Here is a 17,200-nt window from a genome sequence, read left to right on the forward strand (position 1 = left end):
CGATCCACGGGGCCTCGGGTTTTTGTGTCGTCGCGTGGACAGGGGCCGGCGATCATTCCGGTGGTGTCGGCCATTGGTCCGTGAGGCCGAGGCGGGCGGCGCCCCATGGGGAGAGCGTCATGGGGCCGGCCCAGCCCTGCCGGACCAGCGCCACCTGGGACGGCAGCGGGCGCACCGGGTACACGTCCCTGCCGCGCGCCCAGTTCGCCAGCAGCCCGAGGGTCGTGTCGACCGACGAGACCACCATGGTGATCCTCGCTCCGCCGCTGCCCCAGGTGTTCCACTGCGCCCAGCCCTCGGCGCGGGTCTCGACACCGAGGCGGGCGCAGGCCGCCTCGTAGGTCTCCTCCGTTGCCGGAGGGGAGGGGGTCGGGCGGAGCAGGACCACGCCGGCCAGTCGAACCGTGGGCCGGTCCTCCTCGGGCAGGCAGCCGTCGCCGGGGAAGTGGTGGTGCCGTATCTCCCGGGCGAGCGCGTTCACCGCGCGCTGCAGCGGGGTGGCGTCGTCCGGGTCGGGTGCGTAGGAGAGGTGGCCCGCGTCGAGCGCCGCGGCCGTCACCGCCCTGGCGAGCCGCTCGATCTCGCGCAGGTGGTCCAGTTCGGAGAGTTCGGGGCGAGGCACGCGACCGAGTGTGGCAGCGGCGCGCCTGACGGGAAACCGGGTATCAACGTGTCGTGCGCTTGCGCAAGTTGCGGCGGCTATTCGGGTGATTAGAGTTGTTATATCCGGAAGAAGTGCGTGTGAGAGGGGACAGGCATGCCCGCTTCACGAAGAGGAGCCGCCGTCCTGAGTTCGGCGGTGATCGCCCTGAGTCTCGGTCTGATGCCCGTGACCTTCCAGCAGGCCGCCGCGGCCACGCCCAGTGGGACCCATGTCGGTGCGGCGACGCTGGTGCCCGAGCAGAGCAGGGACTACCGCCGGGGCTTCGGCGACGGATTCAAACAGGGGTTCCGCCAGGGTGAGCGCAAGTGCGACGCGTACGACAACCGCCGGGCGCGCAGCGGATTCCCCGAGCAGAGCAGGGACTACCGCCGCGGATACAAGGACGGCTTCAACGTCGGGTACCGCACGGGTCAGCGGTCCTGCTGACGGGGCTGGTGTCCTCATCGACCGGCCAGGCGGGGCACGTTCAGGGCCAGGGTCGCCAGAGACAGGATGAAGTACGCCGACCGCGCGCCCAGTTGGGTGTCGCCGACGCGCAGGTGGGCGCCGAGGGCCGCCAGGAAGTACAGGACGAGGGCCGCCGCGGCGCAACGTGCCGAGCGCGGGGACGGCGAGACCGGCCAGGAGGCCCAGCGAGGCCGCCGCCAGCAGGGTGCCCAGGGGGCGGCCCGGTGAGAACGAGGTGGGGGTGGACATGGCGTGCTCCCGCTCGGCCGGTGGTCGTCGGTCGGTCACCGGTGTGACGGCCCGGGCGGGGCAGAGGTGACCGGTCGTTGTCAGTGGCTGCGCCTACGCTCGGACGTCGATGGCTGACGTGTGGAAGTGCTCGGGGCTGCGGTGGACCGACGGCGCGCCCGTGCTCGCCTGGAGCGGGGGCCGGCGAAGCGTGCTCGACCGGGGGAAGAGGGTCGCCTTCGGGGTGGTGGAAGGGGGTGTCCGCAGGTGCGTGGGGGCGAGGGGACACGCGTGTCCCCTGGGCGCCGTCGTGACGGGGCGGAGTACGGGGGCGCGATGCGAGGAGTGCGGGCGGCTGGACCGGGCGCATTCCGTGGCCGCCGATGCCGTGCCCGACGATCCGCGGACGTACCACGTGTATCTGGCGTGGTTCGGACCCGGGATGGTCAAGGTCGGGATCACCGCCGTGGAGCGCGGCGAGGCCCGGCTGCTGGAACAGGGAGCCGTCTGCTTCAGCTGGCTGGGTGCCGGGCCCTTGATGGCCGCCCGGCGGGCCGAGGAGATGCTGCGGGCCGCCTCGCGGGTGCCCGACCGGATTCCGTACGCCGCCAAGCGGGCCGTGCGCGCCGCCCTGCCCGGGACCGCGGCGGAGCGGGCCGCCGAGATCGCGGAGCTGCACGCGCGGGCCACCGCTCTTCCCGCGTGGCCCGAGTCGCTGGAGCGCAGGCCGTTCCGCGCCGTCGATCATGTGCGGGCGTTCGGGCTGGACGCGGCGCCGGGCGCGGTCGGCGAGGTGAGTGAGCTGGTCGCCGGCGGGGTGGTCAGCGGCGAGCTGGTGGCCGCCGCCGGACCCGATCTGCATCTCGACACGGGCGGGCGGGTGGTCGTGCTGGACACGCGGCTGATGAGCGGGTGGGAGTTGATCGCATCGTCGGCCGGGGCTCCGGCTCCCGCGGGCCGAGGCGCGTCCGTCCTCACCTTCCCCGTCCGAGAGTTCCCCCGGGCGGACGCCGCGCAGGACGGTCTCTTCTGACCGACGCCGCCCGCGCCTTTCTCAGGCAAATCACAGGGTGCCGCAAGGGCGCTCTCAGAGGCGGCCGTCAGGGTGACGAGCATGACCACGATCTCGCCCCAGGGGCGCACCGAACTGCTGAGGCCGGACGGGAGCCCCGTCCGGGTGCTGGTGGTGGACGACGAGATGTCGATCACCGAGCTGCTGTCCATGGCCCTGCGCTACGAGGGCTGGCGGATACGCAGCGCGGGGGACGGCCAGGGGGCCGTACGGGCCGCGCGCGAGTTCCGGCCCGACGTGGTCGTGCTCGACATTGTGCTGCCGGACATGGACGGGCTGGCCGTGCTGGGCAGGCTGCGCCGGGAGCTGCCGGGCGTGCCCGTGCTGTTCCTGACCGCCAAGGACGCCGTCGAGGGCCGTATCGCCGGGCTCACCGCGGGTGGCGACGACTACGTCACCAAGCCGTTCTCCCTGGAGGAGGTCGTCGCGCGGCTGCGCGGGCTGATCCGGCGGTCCGGTGCCGCCGACCGGCACCCGGACTCGGTGCTCGTCGTCGGCGACCTCACGCTCGACGAGGACAGTCACGAGGTGACGCGGGCCGGGGTGGGCATCCATCTCACGGCCACCGAGTTCGAGCTGCTGCGCTTCCTGATGCGCAATCCGCGGCGCGTGCTCAGCAAGGCGCAGATCCTCGACCGCGTCTGGTCCTACGACTTCGGCGGGCAGGCCAACGTCGTCGAGCTGTACATCTCGTATCTGCGGCGGAAGATCGACGCCGGCCGGGAGCCGATGATCCACACCCGGCGCGGGGCGGGTTACCTGATCAAGCCAGCCGTGTCGTGATCCGGCGACGCCGGCGACGAGCCGCGCGCGCCCCTCGGGTGACCACACCTGGGTCGCCGCCGTCGTCGGCGCCCTGAACGTCGTCGCCCACGCCGCCGCTGACGCCCCCCGTACCAGCAGACCTTCTTGTACGCCGTATGGGAGCCACTATACGCTGTATGGCATGTCGACGACCTCCCCCGTCAAGGCCCCCGAAGGGACGCCGGCCGGTCATCCGCAGCGCTGGCTGATCCTCGGGGTGATCTGCCTCGCGCAGCTCACCGTCCTGCTGGACAACACCGTGCTGAACGTGGCGATCCCGTCCCTGACGCAGGAGTTGGACGCGGCCACCTCGGACATCCAGTGGATGATCAACGCCTACTCGCTCGTGCAGTCGGGTCTGCTGCTCAGCGCGGGCAGCGCGGCCGACCGCTACGGCCGCAAGAAGATGCTGATCACCGGTCTCGCCCTGTTCGGCGTCGGTTCCCTGGTGGCCGGGGTCGCCGACACCACCGGGCAGCTGATCGCCGCGCGGGCCGGGATGGGCGTCGGCGGCGCGCTGCTGCTGACCACCACCCTCGCCGTGGCGATGCAGATCTTCGCGCCCGAGGAGCACCCGAGGGCGATCGGCATCTGGAGCGCCGTCAACGCGCTGGGCTTCGCGACCGGCCCGTTGATCGGCGGCTTCATGCTGGACCACTTCTGGTGGGGCGCGATCTTCCTGATCAACCTGCCGGTGGTGGCGATCGGCCTGGTCGCGGTGGTGGCGCTGGTGCCCGAGTCGAAGAACCCGCAGGGCGACCGGCCCGACCTGCTCGGTGCCCTGCTCTCCACGATCGGTATGTCCTCGCTGGTGTTCGCGATCATCTCCGGTCCCGAGCACGGCTGGACGTCGGGCCGGGTGCCGGCCGGCGGCGGCGTCGCCTTGGTCGCGCTCGCGCTCTTCGCCTGGTGGGAGAGCAGGATCGCCCACCCGATGCTGGACCTGCACTTCTTCCGTGACCAGCGGTTCACGGGTGCGGTGGCCGGTGCGGTGCTGATCACCTTCGGCATGGGCGGCGCGCTCTTCCTGCTCACGCAGCACCTCCAGTACGTGCTCGGGTACGGGCCGCTGGAGGCCGGCCTGCGCACGGCGCCGCTCGCCCTCGTGGTGGTGCTGCTCAACTTCTCGGGGCTGTCGGCGAAGTGGACGGTGCGGCTCGGCACGCCGGTCTCCATCGGGATCGGCATGGTGATGATGTCGGCCGGGCTGGTGTCGATCGCGACGCTGGCCTCCGAGGGCTACGCCGGGACCCTCCTCGGGCTGGTGCTGATCGGCGTGGGCTGCGCCGTCGCCAACCCCGCGATGGCGCACGCCATCATGAGCGCGATACCGCCCGCCAAGGCGGGGATGGGCGCCGGGATCAACGGCACGCTCGCGGAGTTCGGCAACGGGCTGGGCGTCGCCGTGCTCGGCGCCGTGCTCAACTCCCGGTTCGCGGCGCTGATCCCGGTGGCCGCGACGTCGCTGCCGGCCGCGTTGGCCTCGGCGGGGTCGTCCGCCGAGCGGCAGGAGATCACCGAGGCGTTCTCGTCGGGGCTGCGGACCAGCCTGTTGGTCGGTTCGGTGGCCGTGCTGCTGGGCGGCTTCCTGGCGGCCGCGTTACTGAAGCGGGCGGAGCGGCTGGATCCGGTGGATCGGGCGGACGCCTGAGAGCGCGCGCCCGGGGTTGCCGGTCGCCGCGCGGGCACCGGCCGCAGGGAGTGATTCGCCACGGTCTCCCGCGCCCGCCCCATGTCGGGCGTCGCGGCCTAGCCTTGTGATCAGGGACCCACTGTCGAGGAAGGTGCGCCATGGCGAAGGCAGCGGCGGGGCGGGCGGCGCGGACCAGCGTCTGGCTGGAGGAGAGGACGCGCCGCAGCGGCGGCCGGAGCGGCCAGCCCTCGGGCCTCGACCGCCGGCGGATCACCGAGGCGACCGTGCGGCTGCTGGACGCCGAGGGCCTCGCCAAGTTCTCGATGCGGCGCCTGGCCACCGAGCTGAACGTCACGGCGATGTCCGTCTACTGGTACGTCGACACCAAGGACGACCTCCTCGAACTCGCCCTGGACACCGCCTTCGGCGAGCTGCGGCTGCCGGACCCGGACGCCGCCGAGGACTGGCGCGACCAACTGCGCGCACTCGCCACCGAGTACCGGGCGCTGTTGGTGCGCCATCCCTGGCTGTCGCCGCTCGCGGGGACGTACCTCAACATCGGGCCGAACCACCTCGCCTTCTCCCGTGTCGTCCAGCGAGTGATCCGCAGGACAGGGCTTCCGGCGCACGGCGTGACGGGCGCCATCTCGGCGGTCTTCCAGTTCGTCTACGGCTACGGCACGATCGAGGGCCACTTCTTCGCCCGCGCCGCCGAGACCGGCATGGCCCCGGACGACTACTTCCAGGAGGCCATGAGCTCGGTGAGCGAGGTGCCGCGGACCGCCGAGGTCATCGAGGAGTCCAAGAGCCTCATGGCGGCCCGCGGCGGCGACACGGTCGCGGAGATGATGGACCGGGACTTCGTGTTCGCCCTGGACCTCCTGCTGGCCGGCATCGACGCCATGGTCGAACGCGGCTGACCGGGCCGCCGTCCCCGCAGCGACCCCGCGACCGCGGGTGGGTCAGTCCGCCAGGGCCGCGCCGACGTACGAGCGGGCGCCAAGGCCCAGGTACTGCCCGGTGAGCAGGACGGAGCCGGTGCCCGTCGGGCCGGCCGGCGTGCCCGGGAGGAGGTGGAGGGTTCCCTTCTCGTTCGCCGTGGCGACCAGTTCGGCCCGTCCGTCGTGGTCGAAGTCGCGCAGCAGGACCGACGATCCGAACCAGGAGTCGCCCTCTTCACCGGGATGGCCCTCGACGCCGGGTGTGCGGACGTCGTACTGGTGGGCGTTCCTGCCCGTGAGGCCACCCCTGCCGCCGCGCAGTACGGTGACCGCGCCTCCCCGGACGATATTCGTGCCGAGCCTCTGGCCCGGGACGCCCGCCGCGAGGTCCGGGTAGCCGTCGCCGTTCGTGTCCGCGGCCGATACGTCGTACCCGAAGTCGTCGTACGACTCGGCCGTGCCCGGGACACCGGTGGTGGCCTGGCTGAACGAGCTGACCGAGGTGCTGGGGCCGACCGAGGTGCCCCTGAGGACGTGTACGGCGCCGCCCTTGCCCGAGCGGTGGATCCCGAGCGCGAGGTCGCCGTAGCCGTCCTTGTCGAAGTCGGCGACCACGGCGGTCGGATGGGAGATGGCCCCGCGTGGGAGACCGATCTTCCGCGGCGGAGTGGCCGGTCCACCCGCGCGGCCGCGGTAGAACCAGACGCGGTCGGTCCAGGTGTCCGAGTCGTAGCCGAGGACCGCGAAGTCGGCGGTGCCGTCCTTGGTGACCTTGCCGGAGACCATCAGTTCCGGCTTGATGTCCTCGCCGTCGATCGGGTCGAGGTTGGTGGCCGTGCCGCGCGAGCCGGTCTTGGTGAACGGACCGCGGACGACGTAGACGTAGTCGTCGGTGATGGCGACGACGTCCTGCTTGCCGTCGGCGGTGAAGTCGCCGACGGCGACGTCCTTGGCGAAGCCGCAGTCCGTGCAGCTCGGGCTCCTGAACGACGTCCCGTTGGTCAGGCCCGCCTTGGAGCCCCACAGGATGGTGAAGGTGCCGTGGTAGGCACCGTCGTCCTCGCCGGGGGCGGTGACGACGACGTCTCCGTATCCGTCCGCGTTCATGTCGGCCGCGGTGACCTTGTCGCCGAAGTAGTCGTTCGTCTCGGCGGTGCCCGCGATGTACGGGGTGTTCTGCGTGATCACCGACCGCTTGGCGGTGTCGAGGCCGCGGGCGGTGCCCCAGACGACCACCACGGCGCCCGCCTCCTTCTTGCCGCCGGCCGTGGCGATGCGGTCGCCGAGGACGAGGTCACGGTGTCCGTCACCGTTGAAGTCGTCCGCGAACCTCGCGGCGGCGGCGGTCGCCGGAGCGGCCGGCACCAGCGGGGTGAGGCCGCAGGCGAGGAGGCCGGCGGTCAGCAGGAAGGCGCGCTTGCGCAAGGTGTCTCCCACGGTCGGGACGGGCGGACCCGGGAGCCCGGTGTCGCGATCAGGAGACCTGCGAAAAGTGGCGGAGGTTGCAGGGGAGGCAGGTGAACATCCGGGGTTCTGAGGCCTGTTGCGAAAGCGGCCTCGGCCCCGCGACGCCCGGCAGGCTCTAGTCCCCCTCGACCAGACGTGCCGGGAAGCCGCCCGTGGCCACCGGGCCCCACCGTTCCGGGGTCACCCTGATGATCGACTTGCCCTGCTTCACCATGGCCTGCCGGTACTCCGCCCAGTCCGGGTGCTCGCCGGCGATGTTGCGGTAGTACTCCACGAGCGGTTCCACGGAGTCCGGGGTGTCGATCACCTCGGCGGTGCCGTCGATCTGGACCCAGGGCCCGTTCCATTCGTCGCTGAGGACGACGAGGGCGACGCGCGGGTCCCGCTTGGCGTTGAGGGTCTTGGCGCGCTCCGGGTAGGTGGACACGACGATCCGGCCCGAGTCGTCGACCCCGCAGGTCAGCGGCGACGCCTGCGGGGAGCCGTCGGCGCGGCGGGTGAGCAGCAGGGCGCGGTGGCGAGGACGTACGAACTCCAGGAGCTCGTCGAGCGAGACGCGGGTGTTGGTCGCGATGTTCGGTGCCATGGACGGCAGCCTAGGGGTGGCGGGGCCGGGTGAGGGTGTCCCTGGTGGGGGCAGGGTCACGCGTCGAGTGCCTCCGTCAGGTCGGGGTGGACCGGGACGTCCCGGCGGACGCCGGTCACCTCCAGGACCCGGCTCGGCACGCGGTCGGGGGGTGCCACCACGCGGAGGCGGACGTGCGGGGGCAGATGATGGCGGACGTCCGCGACGAGGCGGGCGCCCTGGGAGTCCATGAACTCGGTGCCGGTGAAGTCCAGCACCAGCAGCCGCAGCTCGCCGGCGCGGGCGTCGGCGACGGCGGCCGTCGCGGCGTACAGGGCCGCGGCGTTGCCGAGGTCGATCTCGGGGGGCAGGGTGAGCAGGGTGCAGCCCGGCAGGTCGCGCACCCGGCACGGGGTCGGGAAGGGGGTCACGGCACTCACCTGGCAGACGGCATAGGCAGACGGCAGACGATCGTCCGGTTCCGAATTCCGAATTCCGATTCCGAAGAGGCCGCTTCCTGACCCGTCGGCCCATTCCACCACGGCTGCCGCCTGGTTCAAAGGTGTCCGGAAAGACCGTCAGCCGGGCGTCACCTCAGTGCAACGGAGCAGATAAAGTGCTGTCCGTCCTGTGCTCGCAGTCGGGAATGTGCTGCGGAGCTCTCCTGCGCACGGCCTTGTGGCCGCGCTCGCTGAAGAGGTTCGTGGTGACTGCGTCCGAGTTTTCTGGTTTGCACCGTTTTCCAGCTGGTTTCGAGCTGGCCGAAGCGCTGACGGTGGCGGCGCAGCAACTGCACGGGACCCTCACTCCGGACACCACCCTGAACACCGCCGTGCAGCTCGCGGTGCGGCTGCTGCCGGGCGCCGAGTACGCCGCGATCTCGGTGATCGAACGGGACGGCGACCGTCGCACGGTGGCGTGGAGCGACGAGCTGGTCCGCGCCGTCGAGGCGTTCGGCAGCGACGGCGTCCGGCCGCCCTACTGGACCAGGCTGTGGAACGCCCCCGTGGTACGGCTCACCGACAGTGAGGCCGAGGAGGGCGGCGAAGGCCCGGCCGGCCTCGGGCTGCGCTCGGCGCTGGCGCTGCGGCTGCGGGCCGACAAGCGGAGCCTGACGGTGCTGACGGCCTACGCCCGGGGGCCGCACGTCTTCGACGACGTGGCGACCCGGATCGGCCGCCTGTTCACCGCGCACGTCAGTATCGCCCTGGACTCCGCGACCGTGCGCGAGCAGCTCACCGAGGCCATGCGCACCCGCGACCTGATCGGGCAGGCCACGGGGATCCTGATGGAACGGATGAACATGGACGCGGGGGAGGCCTTCGAGAGCCTCGTGCGCGCCTCCCAGCGGGAGAACATCAAGCTGCGTGACCTCGCCCGCCGGCTCGTGGACGCGCACCCCACGGCGTGAGCCGGGGCGGGCTCACGCCACCGGCAGCGACTCCCCCCGCACCGCCTGCACGTCCAGCTCCACCTTGAGCGTCGTTCCGATGGCGGCGATGCCCGCCTGCACGACCTGGTTGTAGTGCATGGCGAAGTCCTCGCGCCGCAGTTCGGTCGTCGCCCGGAACGCGGCCCGGGTACCGCCCCAGGTGTCGGCGCCGGTGCCGAGGTAGGCGAGGTCGAGGTCGACCGGGCGGACGACGCCGTGCAGGGCGAGTTCGCCGTGCACCGTCCACCGGTCGGCCCCGGCCGCCGTGAGACCCGTCGACCGGTAGGCGATCTCCGGGTACCGCTCGACGTCCAGGAAGTCGGGGGAGCGCAGGTGCTGGTCGCGCATGCCGTTGCCGGTGTCGATGGTCGCGGCCCGGATGACCGCCGTGACCCGGGACTTGGCGATGTCGTCCGGGGCGATCTCGATCGTGCCGGCGAAGTCCGTGAACCGGCCCCGCACGCTGGAGATGCCCAGGTGCTGTGCGACCGCCGCCACGCCGGAGTGCGCCGGGTCGATGGTCCACGGCCCCGGTGGCGGCAGCTCCGCCCCGCCCTGCCGGGACAGCGTGACCGCGCCGACCTCGGCCCGCCCGCTCGCCGTGACGATCGCGCTCGCGGCCGTGGGCACGTACCCGACCGCCGTGACGACGACGGTGTACGCCCCCGGCTCCAGCGGCGTCGCGTCCCGCACCGCGCCCTCGGCGTCCGCCTCGGCCCGCAGTACCTGCGTGCCCCTCGCGTCCGTCACGGTGACGATCGCGTGCGACACGGCCCATCCGTCCCGGGTACGGATCCTCGCGGTCAGTCCCATGTCCTTCGTGACTCCCTGTACTGGAACCGGCCCGTGACGGGGCACCCGCCACGGGCCGGATCTGATCCTCTTGGAACTACTCGCCGGGGTGGGCGAGTTCGATGTCGTGACCGTCGGTGCCGGTGCCGCCGACGGACAGCGCGGTGGCCACCGGCGGGTAGCCGGTCGCGATCACCGTGTAGTCGCCGACGTTCAGGTCGGTGAAGGCGTACGCCCCGTCCGTCCCGGTCGTCGCGGTGCCGACGACGTTGCCGGCCGCGTCCACCAGCGTCACGCGCGCGTCGGCCAGCGGCCCGTGCGGCGCCCGTACGACGCCCTGCACCTGGGCCCCCGCGTCCAGGTCGACCTCGATCCGGGTGACGCCGGTGCCGCCCACCTCGACGGGCAGCGCGCGCGGCCGGAACCCGGCGGCGTTGACGGCCACCGTCACGGGCCCGGGCACCAGCTCGGCGAAGCCGAACTCGCCGTGTTCCCCGGTGGTCTGGCTGGCCAGCAGGTCGCCCCGGACGTCGGTGACGATCACCATCGCGTCCTTCACCGGCAGCACGCTCCCGGCCGCCCGCACCACACCGGTCAGCCCGCTGGTGCCGCTGAGCAGGATGTCGTACGACACCGGCTCGCCCCCCACGACCACGGTGGAGGCCTGCGGCTGGAAGCCGTCGGCGGAGGCGATCAGGACGTACGAACCCGTGCCCGGCGCGTCCACCGCGTACGCCCCGTCGGCCTGCGCGACCGACCGGCCGAGCTGACGGCCGGAGAGCGAGATCAGCGTGACGGCGGCCTGCGGGACCGGCACGTTGTCGGCGCCCCGGACATGACCGCGGACCGGGATGCCGCCGGGGACCGGCGGTTCGGTGGCCACGGCGACGGCGGCCGCGAGCCGCTGGGTGCCGTCGGGGCCGGCCTCGGTGTCCGTCAGGACCGGCCTGCGCGGCAGCGGCTCGGCGGCGGGAGCGGCGGCCTGGGCCGGGATCTCGTCGTCGGCGGCCTGCGCCAGCGCGCCCTTCGTCCTCAGCGGGACCTCCTTGATGAACAGCGAGCACACCAGCGCGAGCAGCGCGACCGGCGCGGCGTACAGGAAGACGTCCGCGATGCCGTCGCCGTAGGCGCTCTCGAAGAGGGTGCGCAGCGGTCCGGGCAGCGCGTCCAGGTCCGGGATGCTGCCGCTGGAGTTCGAACCGGCGAGCGCGGCGGCCGACTGCGGGTCGAGCGCGGACGCGCCCTCCTTGACGTAGTCCGTGATGCGGTGGGTGAGCACCGCGCCCAGCGCGGAGACGCCGACGGCGCCGCCGAGGGAGCGGAAGAAGTTCACCACGGAGCTCGCGGCGCCCAGGTCGCTCGGGGCCACCTGGTTCTGCGTGGCGAGCACCAGGTTCTGCATCATCATGCCGACGCCGAGGCCGAGCAGCGCCATGTAGACCGCCACGTGCCAGTACTCGGTGTCGTAGCGGATCGTGCCGAGCAGGCCGAGTCCGCCGGTCACCAGCACACCGCCGGCCAGCAGCCACGCCTTCCAGCGCCCGGTGCGGGTGATGACCTGCCCGGAGACGGTGGAGGAGACGAACAGTCCGCCGATCAGCGGGATGGTCAGGACGCCCGACATGGTCGGCGACTCGTCCCGGGCGAGCTGGAAGTACTGGCTGAAGAAGATGGTGCCGGCGAACATCGCGATGCCGACGAACAGCGAGGCGAGCGAGGCCAGCGTGATGGTGCGGTTGCGGAACAGCCGCAGCGGCACGATCGGCTCGGAGGCCTTCGTCTCGATCAGCAGGAAGATCAGGAGCAGCGCGACCGTGCCACCGACCAACGCGTACGTCTGCCAGGACACCCAGTCGTACTTGTCACCGGCGAAGGTCACCCAGACCAGCAGCAGGCAGACCGCGGCGGTGATGAAGAGGGCGCCCGCCCAGTCGACCTTGACCCGCCGCTTGACGACCGGCAGGTGCAGGGTGCGCTGGAGGACTATCAGGGCTATGACGGCGAAGGGGACGCCGACGTAGAAGCACCAGCGCCAGCCGAGCCAGTCGGTGTCGGTGATGACGCCGCCGATGAGCGGTCCGCCGACCATGGCGGTCGCGAAGGTGGCGCCGAGGTATCCGTTGTAACGTCCGCGCTCCCGCGGGGAGATCATCGCCGCGAGGATGATCTGCGCCAGGGAGGACAGACCGCCCATGCCGATGCCCTGCACCGCGCGGAAGGTGATCAGCATCGCCGGGTTCTGCGACAGACCGGCCGCCGCCGAGCCCAGCATGAAGATCACGAGGGCCAGCTGGATCAGCAGCTTCTTGGAGAAGAGGTCCGCGAGCTTGCCCCACAGCGGGGTGGACGCGGTCATCGCCAGCAGCGACGCGGTGACCACCCAGGTGTAGGCGCTCTGGCCGCCGCCGAGGTCCTGGATGATGTCGGGCAGGGCGTTGGAGACGATCGTCGAGGAGAGGATCGCCACGAACATGCCGAGCAGCAGCCCGGTCAGCGCCTCCATGATCTGCCGGTGCGTCATCGGGGCACCCGAGGCGTGCGAGCCGTGGCCGCCGCCTCCGTGCTTGGCGTGGGCCCGCACACCGGCTGGTGTGGATGTTGCCATGGGCTTCCTTTTCTCCTACGTGTTTGCGGGTGTACGGGTGCAGTCGTCGAAGCTCGCCCGGAGCCTGGCCATCAGTTCGATCAGCCGGCCGACCTCGTCGTCGTTCCAGTCGCTCAGCCGCTGGGCGAGCAGGTGTGTGGTGCGCCGGGACAGCTCGTCGAGCTGATCCAGGCCGCTGGGGGTCAGGCGGAGGATGCGGGAGCGCTTGTCCGCCGGGTCCGGCAGACGTTCGATCCAGCCCCGCCCGGCCACGTGCGCGACATGGCGGCTGGTGACCGACATGTCCACGCTGAGCAGCTCGGCGAGCCTGCTCATCCGCATGTCGCCGTACCGGCCGAGCAGGGTGAGGACGGCGGCGGAGCCGCTCGGGCACTCGGGCGGCAGGATCCGTCCCATCTCCCGTTTGACGGCCGCGAAGGCGCTGAACTGACGCGCGAGTTCCTCGTACTGCGCCCGCTCTGCCATGACCTCTCCCAGTTCAGTTGCTTAGAGCAACCATAGAAAGGTTGGTTGCCGCAGGCAAACTAAATCGGGGGCAGCGCCATAAAAACTTGGCAAAGGCAAGTATTGCGACCGTAAACGTGCAGGTCGGGCCTGGTGCGACCCCCACTTGGGCCCGTCAGGCCTTTTCGCTAGGGTCTCGGGGCATGGCTAACAACCCGGGTCCCCAGGGCAACCACGACCCCGCAGGCAACACCCAGATGTTCCGCGCCTTCGTCGACGAGGCCCCGCAGGGCAGGCAGCAGGCGGCCGCGCCGGCCGGCCCGCGCATCGGTCTGATCGTCGGCATCGTGGCGGCCGTCGTCATCGTCGCCGCGGTCGCCTGGCTCGCGCTGAAGTAACCGCCCCCTCACTCCCACCGGACGGAGACGTCCCGCGTCTCGACGTGCATGCCGAGCGGCACCCGCCAGGCGTCCACGCACACCGTCCAGGTCTTTTCCTTCCGCGCGCCGGCCGCGATCGGCGCCGGGAGTGCTTCGGACGACTCGATCGTCGCCCAGTCGATCCCGAGCGCGCCTATGACGTGCGTGCCGAAGGTGACCGTGCCCGAACGCACCGCTGTTTCGCCGGTGTTGTGGAAGGCGACGGTCACCCGCTCGCACCACCGCTGGTCCGCGGGCGCGCGCACCGGCGTGCCCATGCTCACCTCGGCGGGTCCGGCGGGCGCCGACGGGACGGGCGCCGGTGTCGGGCTGTCCGGTCGTGTGGGCGCCGGCGAGGGTGGCTCGGTCGCCGTGCCGCCGGTGCCCGTGTCGGTGCTCGCGCCCGTGGAGGGTGCCGTGCGGCCGTCGTCCACCGGGGCGGAGGCCTCCAGGGTCGGTGAGGTGCCGCCCGGCCGCCGATCCGGGGCCGCGGGTGCTCCGGCGGCCCGATCCTCGTGGCTCTCAGGTGAGTCGCGCCCCGGTGCCGTCCCGTCCGGTGTCCCGGTGCCGTCGAGCGGCACCAGGGTGACCTCGCCCGGCGGCGCACCCGGTGTGCCGGGCGCCCGCGGTGGGCCGCCCGCCGGGCCGACCGCGACGTACCCGCCGCCCCCGTCCCCGCCGCCGCAGGTGGCCAGCAGGCCGCCCGTGCACACGAGGGCCGCCGCGGCACCCAGCAGGGCGCCACGGCGGCGAGGCGACCGTGTGCTCCACGCGCTCCATGCCTCACGCATCGCGCCAGTGTGGCTGACGATGCGTCAGGAAGGAAGCCGTCAGTCGGAGATGAGGCCCTCGCGCAGCTGTGCCAGCGTGCGGGTGAGCAGCCGGGAGACGTGCATCTGGGAGATGCCGACCTCCTCGCCGATCTGCGACTGGGTCATGTTGGCGAAGAAGCGCAGCATGATGATCCGCCGCTCCCGGGGCGGGAGTTTGGCCAGCAGCGGCTTCAGCGACTCGCGGTACTCCACACCCTCCAGCGCGGTGTCCTCGTAGCCGAGGCGGTCGGCCAGCGAGCCCTCGCCGCCGTCGTCCTCGGGGGCCGGGGAGTCCAGCGAGGAGGCCGTGTAGGCGTTGCCGACCGCGAGGCCGTCGACGACGTCCTCCTCGGAGACGCCGAGCACCGTGGCGAGTTCGGTGACCGTCGGGGAGCGGTCCAGCTTCTGGGACAGCTCGTCGCTGGCCTTCGTCAGGGCCAGGCGCAGCTCCTGGAGCCGGCGCGGCACCCGCACCGACCAGGACGTGTCGCGGAAGAACCGCTTGATCTCGCCGACGACGGTCGGCATCGCGAACGTCGGGAACTCCACGCCGCGTTCGCAGTCGAACCGGTCGATGGCCTTGATCAGGCCGATGGTGCCGACCTGGACGATGTCCTCCATCGGCTCGTTGCGGGAGCGGAAGCGGGCTGCCGCGTAGCGCACGAGGGGGAGGTTGAGCTCGATCAAGGTGTCCCGGACGTACGCGCGCTCCGGGCTGTCCTCGCCGAGAGCGGCGAGCCGCAGGAACAGCGAGCGGGACAGGGTGCGGGTGTCGAGGTCCGCGGAGGCCTGCGGAGCCGGGACGTCCGCGGCCGCGAGGGCCGGGGCCGGTGCGGCCGCCAGGGCCGAGACGTCATCGATGGGGTCGAGCGCGTCGTGCGCGTCGAGCGCCTCGGGCGCTGTCTCGCTCTTGGTGAGCGTCAGCACCTTCGAGCTGCCCTGGTCTGCGGACATGCCACCCCCTTTGGGTCGCGGGACGGTCGCGGCGAACGCTCCTCGTTGCGGAGCGCAGCCTTCACCTGAATACCGGAGCCGGGGCACCGGCAAACGCGCTTCCCGCAGAATGTCACATGTCGGCAACGCGCTGTAGTGACATGTCGACATGCGAGATGCGAATACGCCCTGGCAGAAGGGGGTCTGACGGATATTCGGGACGCAAGGACCACCAAAGTGCCTGGTGAGCGATTCGCTCTCCACGGTGACGCGTCGATCCCGCATTCGGTTGTGCGCCGGTTCGATTCGCGGCTGTGCGGTGATCCCGTTCGCTCTTGCGCCCGATGGGGCGCAGGAGTTAGGCGTCGATGCGGTTCGCCGAGCGCAGACGCTGGAAGCTACGCGCCAGTAGCCGGGAGACGTGCATCTGGGAGACGCCGAGTTCCGCGCTGATCTGGGACTGCGTCAGATTGCTGTAGTAACGCAGCAGCAGGATCCGCTGCTCGCGCTCGGGGAGCTGGACCAGCAGGTGCCGTACGAGGTCGCGGTGCTCCACGCCGTCCAGGGCCGGGTCCTCGTAGCCGAGCCGGTCGAGCAGTCCGGGCAGTCCGTCGCCCTCCTGGGCCGCCTCCAGCGAGGTCGCGTGGTACGAGCGGCCGGCCTCGATGCAGGACAGCACCTCGTCCTCGGTGATGCGCAGCCGCTCGGCGATCTCGGCGGTGGTCGGGGAGCGCCCGAACGCGGTGGTCAGGTCCTCGGTGGCGCTGTTCACCTGCACCCACAGCTCGTGCAGCCGGCGTGGTACGTGCACCGTGCGGACGTTGTCCCGGAAGTACCGCTTGATCTCGCCGACGACGGTGGGCATCGCGAAGGTCGGGAACTGCACGCCGCGGTCCGGGTCGAAGCGGTCGATGGCGTTGATGAGGCCGATGGTGCCGACCTGGACGACGTCCTCCATCGGCTCGTTGCGGGAGCGGAAGCGGGCTGCCGCGTAGCGCACCAGCGGGAGGTTGGCCTCGATGAGCGCCCCCCGTACCCGGGTGTGTTCCTGTGTGCCCGGCTCCAGGTTCTTGAGCTGACCGAACAGCACCTGGGTGAGCGCCCGGGTGTCGGCGCCCCGGCTGCTGCGCTGGGGCGCGGGTTCGGGGGCGGGGGTTTCCGGTGCGGCTGCTTCTGAGGCGGGTGTCTCCTGGGGCGGGGCTTGAGGCGCAGTACTGGCCGGCACGGTCAACTCCACCTCATGATCCATCAACTCATCCGTCAAAAGCGGTCATAGCATCACAAGACATGTGCACTGTGTGCAAGCACCGCATAATGCCGTGTTGACGGCAAGTTGGGGCATAAGACGCAAGTGAGCCCCCCGCCGTTACGGTGGGGGACTCGTGGCCGTGGGTCTAGAACTCGTAGTCCGCGATCACCCAGGTGGCGAACTCCCGCCACAACGCGACGCCCGACTGATGGTCCGGATGTTCCAGGTACCGGCTCAGGGCGGCCCGGTCGTCGAACGAGGAGTTGATCGCGAAGTCGTACGCGATGGGGCGGTCGCTGAAGTTCCAGCCGAGCTCCCAGGAGCGGAGCTCGTCGATGCTGCCGTCGAGGGCGCGGAAGGCCTCCACACCCGCGACCACGCGGGGGTCGTCGCGCTCGACGCCCTCGTCGAGCTTGAAGAGGACCAGGTGGCGGATCATCACTCTCCTCCGTTGGCGATCCAGGTCATGAAGTCGCCGACGGCCCCGGCGGCGTCCGATATGCCCTCGAACCCTATCTGGACGTAGTCCGCGGCCTTGGCGGGATCGGTGATGATCACGTAGAGCGCGAAGACCACGAGAACATAGACGGCGATCTTCTTCGAATTCACCGCCACCGCGGCCTCCCCTGCGCTGCTGTGCCCGTATGGAACGCCTGTTTGCCGGCGGTGAGTGTAGCTTCACGTCGTATTTGA

At 71.4% G+C, this 17,200-nt stretch carries 19 protein-coding genes; 7 read left to right on the forward strand and 12 right to left on the reverse strand.

Features of this window, described 5'->3' with window-relative positions; all coding sequences use genetic code 11:
• Positions 1 to 52: 52 nt before the first annotated feature.
• Complete coding sequence (locus tag ACZ7LV_RS34310) at positions 53 to 622, reverse strand: hypothetical protein (RefSeq protein WP_471945255.1); 570 nt, start codon at positions 620 to 622, stop codon at positions 53 to 55.
• 135 nt (positions 623 to 757) lie between these two features.
• Here ACZ7LV_RS34310 and ACZ7LV_RS34315 point away from each other — a divergent pair, with 135 nt between their 5' ends.
• The 5 genes from ACZ7LV_RS34315 (at position 758) to ACZ7LV_RS34335 (ending at position 5,768) form a co-directional block, all read left to right on the forward strand.
• Positions 758 to 1,090: a hypothetical protein gene (locus ACZ7LV_RS34315; RefSeq protein ID WP_471945257.1), complete on the forward strand. Its 333-nt coding sequence runs from the start codon at positions 758 to 760 to the stop codon at positions 1,088 to 1,090.
• Between the two features lie 379 nt (positions 1,091 to 1,469).
• On the forward strand, positions 1,470 to 2,372 hold the full coding sequence (locus ACZ7LV_RS34320; protein ID WP_471945259.1) for a DUF2797 domain-containing protein: 903 nt from the start codon (positions 1,470 to 1,472) through the stop codon (positions 2,370 to 2,372).
• An 81-nt stretch (positions 2,373 to 2,453) separates the two neighbouring features.
• On the forward strand, positions 2,454 to 3,194 hold the full coding sequence (locus ACZ7LV_RS34325; protein ID WP_471945261.1) for a response regulator transcription factor: 741 nt from the start codon (positions 2,454 to 2,456) through the stop codon (positions 3,192 to 3,194).
• 163 nt (positions 3,195 to 3,357) lie between these two features.
• Positions 3,358 to 4,866, forward strand: coding sequence for an MFS transporter (locus ACZ7LV_RS34330; RefSeq protein WP_471945263.1), 1,509 nt, complete (start codon positions 3,358 to 3,360; stop codon positions 4,864 to 4,866).
• 140 nt (positions 4,867 to 5,006) lie between these two features.
• Entirely contained in the window at positions 5,007 to 5,768 is a 762-nt protein-coding gene (locus tag ACZ7LV_RS34335; RefSeq protein WP_471945265.1) for a TetR/AcrR family transcriptional regulator, read from the forward strand.
• Between the two features lie 42 nt (positions 5,769 to 5,810).
• On the opposite strand, the gene ACZ7LV_RS34340 is transcribed toward ACZ7LV_RS34335, so the two are convergent.
• The 3 genes from ACZ7LV_RS34340 to ACZ7LV_RS34350 form a co-directional block, all read right to left on the reverse strand.
• On the reverse strand, positions 5,811 to 7,226 hold the full coding sequence (locus ACZ7LV_RS34340; RefSeq protein ID WP_471945266.1) for an FG-GAP repeat protein: 1,416 nt from the start codon (positions 7,224 to 7,226) through the stop codon (positions 5,811 to 5,813).
• A 145-nt stretch (positions 7,227 to 7,371) separates the two neighbouring features.
• Positions 7,372 to 7,842, reverse strand: a complete 471-nt coding sequence (locus ACZ7LV_RS34345) for a PPOX class F420-dependent oxidoreductase (RefSeq protein ID WP_471945267.1) — start codon at positions 7,840 to 7,842, stop codon at positions 7,372 to 7,374.
• A 56-nt stretch (positions 7,843 to 7,898) separates the two neighbouring features.
• Positions 7,899 to 8,252, reverse strand: a complete 354-nt coding sequence (locus ACZ7LV_RS34350; RefSeq protein WP_471945268.1) for an STAS domain-containing protein — start codon at positions 8,250 to 8,252, stop codon at positions 7,899 to 7,901.
• Positions 8,253 to 8,551: 299 nt separating this feature from the next.
• On the opposite strand from ACZ7LV_RS34350, the gene ACZ7LV_RS34355 reads away from it, so the two are divergent.
• Positions 8,552 to 9,232 (forward strand): GAF and ANTAR domain-containing protein, encoded by a 681-nt coding sequence (locus tag ACZ7LV_RS34355; RefSeq protein WP_471945269.1) that lies wholly within the window; start codon positions 8,552 to 8,554, stop codon positions 9,230 to 9,232.
• Positions 9,233 to 9,244: 12 nt separating this feature from the next.
• Here the strand turns inward: ACZ7LV_RS34355 and ACZ7LV_RS34360 are convergent, their stop codons facing one another.
• The 3 genes from ACZ7LV_RS34360 to ACZ7LV_RS34370 form a co-directional block, all read right to left on the reverse strand.
• Positions 9,245 to 10,066 carry a YceI family protein gene (locus ACZ7LV_RS34360; protein ID WP_471945271.1) on the reverse strand — a complete coding sequence of 274 codons (822 nt, stop codon included), beginning with the start codon at positions 10,064 to 10,066 and terminating at the stop codon, positions 9,245 to 9,247.
• Positions 10,067 to 10,142: 76 nt separating this feature from the next.
• A complete protein-coding gene (locus ACZ7LV_RS34365; RefSeq protein ID WP_471945361.1) occupies positions 10,143 to 12,566 on the reverse strand; it encodes an MFS transporter in 2,424 nt (807 codons plus the stop codon).
• A 99-nt stretch (positions 12,567 to 12,665) separates the two neighbouring features.
• Complete coding sequence (locus ACZ7LV_RS34370; protein WP_471945273.1) at positions 12,666 to 13,115, reverse strand: MarR family winged helix-turn-helix transcriptional regulator; 450 nt, start codon at positions 13,113 to 13,115, stop codon at positions 12,666 to 12,668.
• A gap of 182 nt (positions 13,116 to 13,297) precedes the next feature.
• Between ACZ7LV_RS34370 and ACZ7LV_RS34375 the strand changes: the two genes are divergently transcribed.
• A complete protein-coding gene (locus ACZ7LV_RS34375; RefSeq protein ID WP_401674770.1) occupies positions 13,298 to 13,492 on the forward strand; it encodes a hypothetical protein in 195 nt (64 codons plus the stop codon).
• Positions 13,493 to 13,500: 8 nt separating this feature from the next.
• On the opposite strand, the gene ACZ7LV_RS34380 is transcribed toward ACZ7LV_RS34375, so the two are convergent.
• The 5 genes from ACZ7LV_RS34380 to ACZ7LV_RS34400 form a co-directional block, all read right to left on the reverse strand.
• The gene (locus tag ACZ7LV_RS34380) at positions 13,501 to 14,304 is read right to left on the reverse strand and encodes a hypothetical protein (protein WP_471945275.1); all 804 of its coding nucleotides are present in this window, start codon (positions 14,302 to 14,304) and stop codon (positions 13,501 to 13,503) included.
• A 39-nt stretch (positions 14,305 to 14,343) separates the two neighbouring features.
• Complete coding sequence (locus ACZ7LV_RS34385; RefSeq protein WP_365450011.1) at positions 14,344 to 15,279, reverse strand: RNA polymerase sigma factor SigF; 936 nt, start codon at positions 15,277 to 15,279, stop codon at positions 14,344 to 14,346.
• 337 nt (positions 15,280 to 15,616) lie between these two features.
• Positions 15,617 to 16,507, reverse strand: coding sequence for an RNA polymerase sigma factor SigF (locus ACZ7LV_RS34390; protein WP_471945277.1), 891 nt, complete (start codon positions 16,505 to 16,507; stop codon positions 15,617 to 15,619).
• 145 nt (positions 16,508 to 16,652) lie between these two features.
• Positions 16,653 to 16,946: a Dabb family protein gene (locus ACZ7LV_RS34395; RefSeq protein WP_471945279.1), complete on the reverse strand. Its 294-nt coding sequence runs from the start codon at positions 16,944 to 16,946 to the stop codon at positions 16,653 to 16,655.
• A complete protein-coding gene (locus ACZ7LV_RS34400) occupies positions 16,946 to 17,122 on the reverse strand; it encodes a hypothetical protein (RefSeq protein WP_471945281.1) in 177 nt (58 codons plus the stop codon). Before ACZ7LV_RS34400 ends, ACZ7LV_RS34395 begins: the two co-directional genes overlap by 1 nt.
• Positions 17,123 to 17,200 lie beyond the last annotated feature (78 nt).

It is taken from the genome of Streptomyces sp. NPDC107562, from assembly GCF_055657325.1.

Excerpts from the sequence above, each read along its gene's own strand:
- ACZ7LV_RS34375 (WP_401674770.1), top strand. The coding sequence starts at position 13,298 with ATGGCTAACAACCCGGGTCCCCAGGGCAACCACGACCCCGCAGGCAAC.
- ACZ7LV_RS34380 (WP_471945275.1), bottom strand. The coding sequence starts at position 14,304 with ATGCGTGAGGCATGGAGCGCGTGGAGCACACGGTCGCCTCGCCGCCGT.
- ACZ7LV_RS34385 (WP_365450011.1), bottom strand. The coding sequence starts at position 15,279 with ATGTCCGCAGACCAGGGCAGCTCGAAGGTGCTGACGCTCACCAAGAGC.
- ACZ7LV_RS34395 (WP_471945279.1), bottom strand. The coding sequence starts at position 16,946 with ATGATCCGCCACCTGGTCCTCTTCAAGCTCGACGAGGGCGTCGAGCGC.
- ACZ7LV_RS34345 (WP_471945267.1), bottom strand. The coding sequence starts at position 7,842 with ATGGCACCGAACATCGCGACCAACACCCGCGTCTCGCTCGACGAGCTC.
- ACZ7LV_RS34315 (WP_471945257.1), top strand. The coding sequence starts at position 758 with ATGCCCGCTTCACGAAGAGGAGCCGCCGTCCTGAGTTCGGCGGTGATC.
- ACZ7LV_RS34360 (WP_471945271.1), bottom strand. The coding sequence starts at position 10,066 with ATGGGACTGACCGCGAGGATCCGTACCCGGGACGGATGGGCCGTGTCG.
- ACZ7LV_RS34390 (WP_471945277.1), bottom strand. The coding sequence starts at position 16,507 with ATGGATCATGAGGTGGAGTTGACCGTGCCGGCCAGTACTGCGCCTCAA.
- ACZ7LV_RS34320 (WP_471945259.1), top strand. The coding sequence starts at position 1,470 with ATGGCTGACGTGTGGAAGTGCTCGGGGCTGCGGTGGACCGACGGCGCG.
- ACZ7LV_RS34335 (WP_471945265.1), top strand. The coding sequence starts at position 5,007 with ATGGCGAAGGCAGCGGCGGGGCGGGCGGCGCGGACCAGCGTCTGGCTG.
- ACZ7LV_RS34325 (WP_471945261.1), top strand. The coding sequence starts at position 2,454 with ATGACCACGATCTCGCCCCAGGGGCGCACCGAACTGCTGAGGCCGGAC.
- ACZ7LV_RS34330 (WP_471945263.1), top strand. The coding sequence starts at position 3,358 with ATGTCGACGACCTCCCCCGTCAAGGCCCCCGAAGGGACGCCGGCCGGT.
- ACZ7LV_RS34365 (WP_471945361.1), bottom strand. The coding sequence starts at position 12,566 with ATGACGCACCGGCAGATCATGGAGGCGCTGACCGGGCTGCTGCTCGGC.
- ACZ7LV_RS34370 (WP_471945273.1), bottom strand. The coding sequence starts at position 13,115 with ATGGCAGAGCGGGCGCAGTACGAGGAACTCGCGCGTCAGTTCAGCGCC.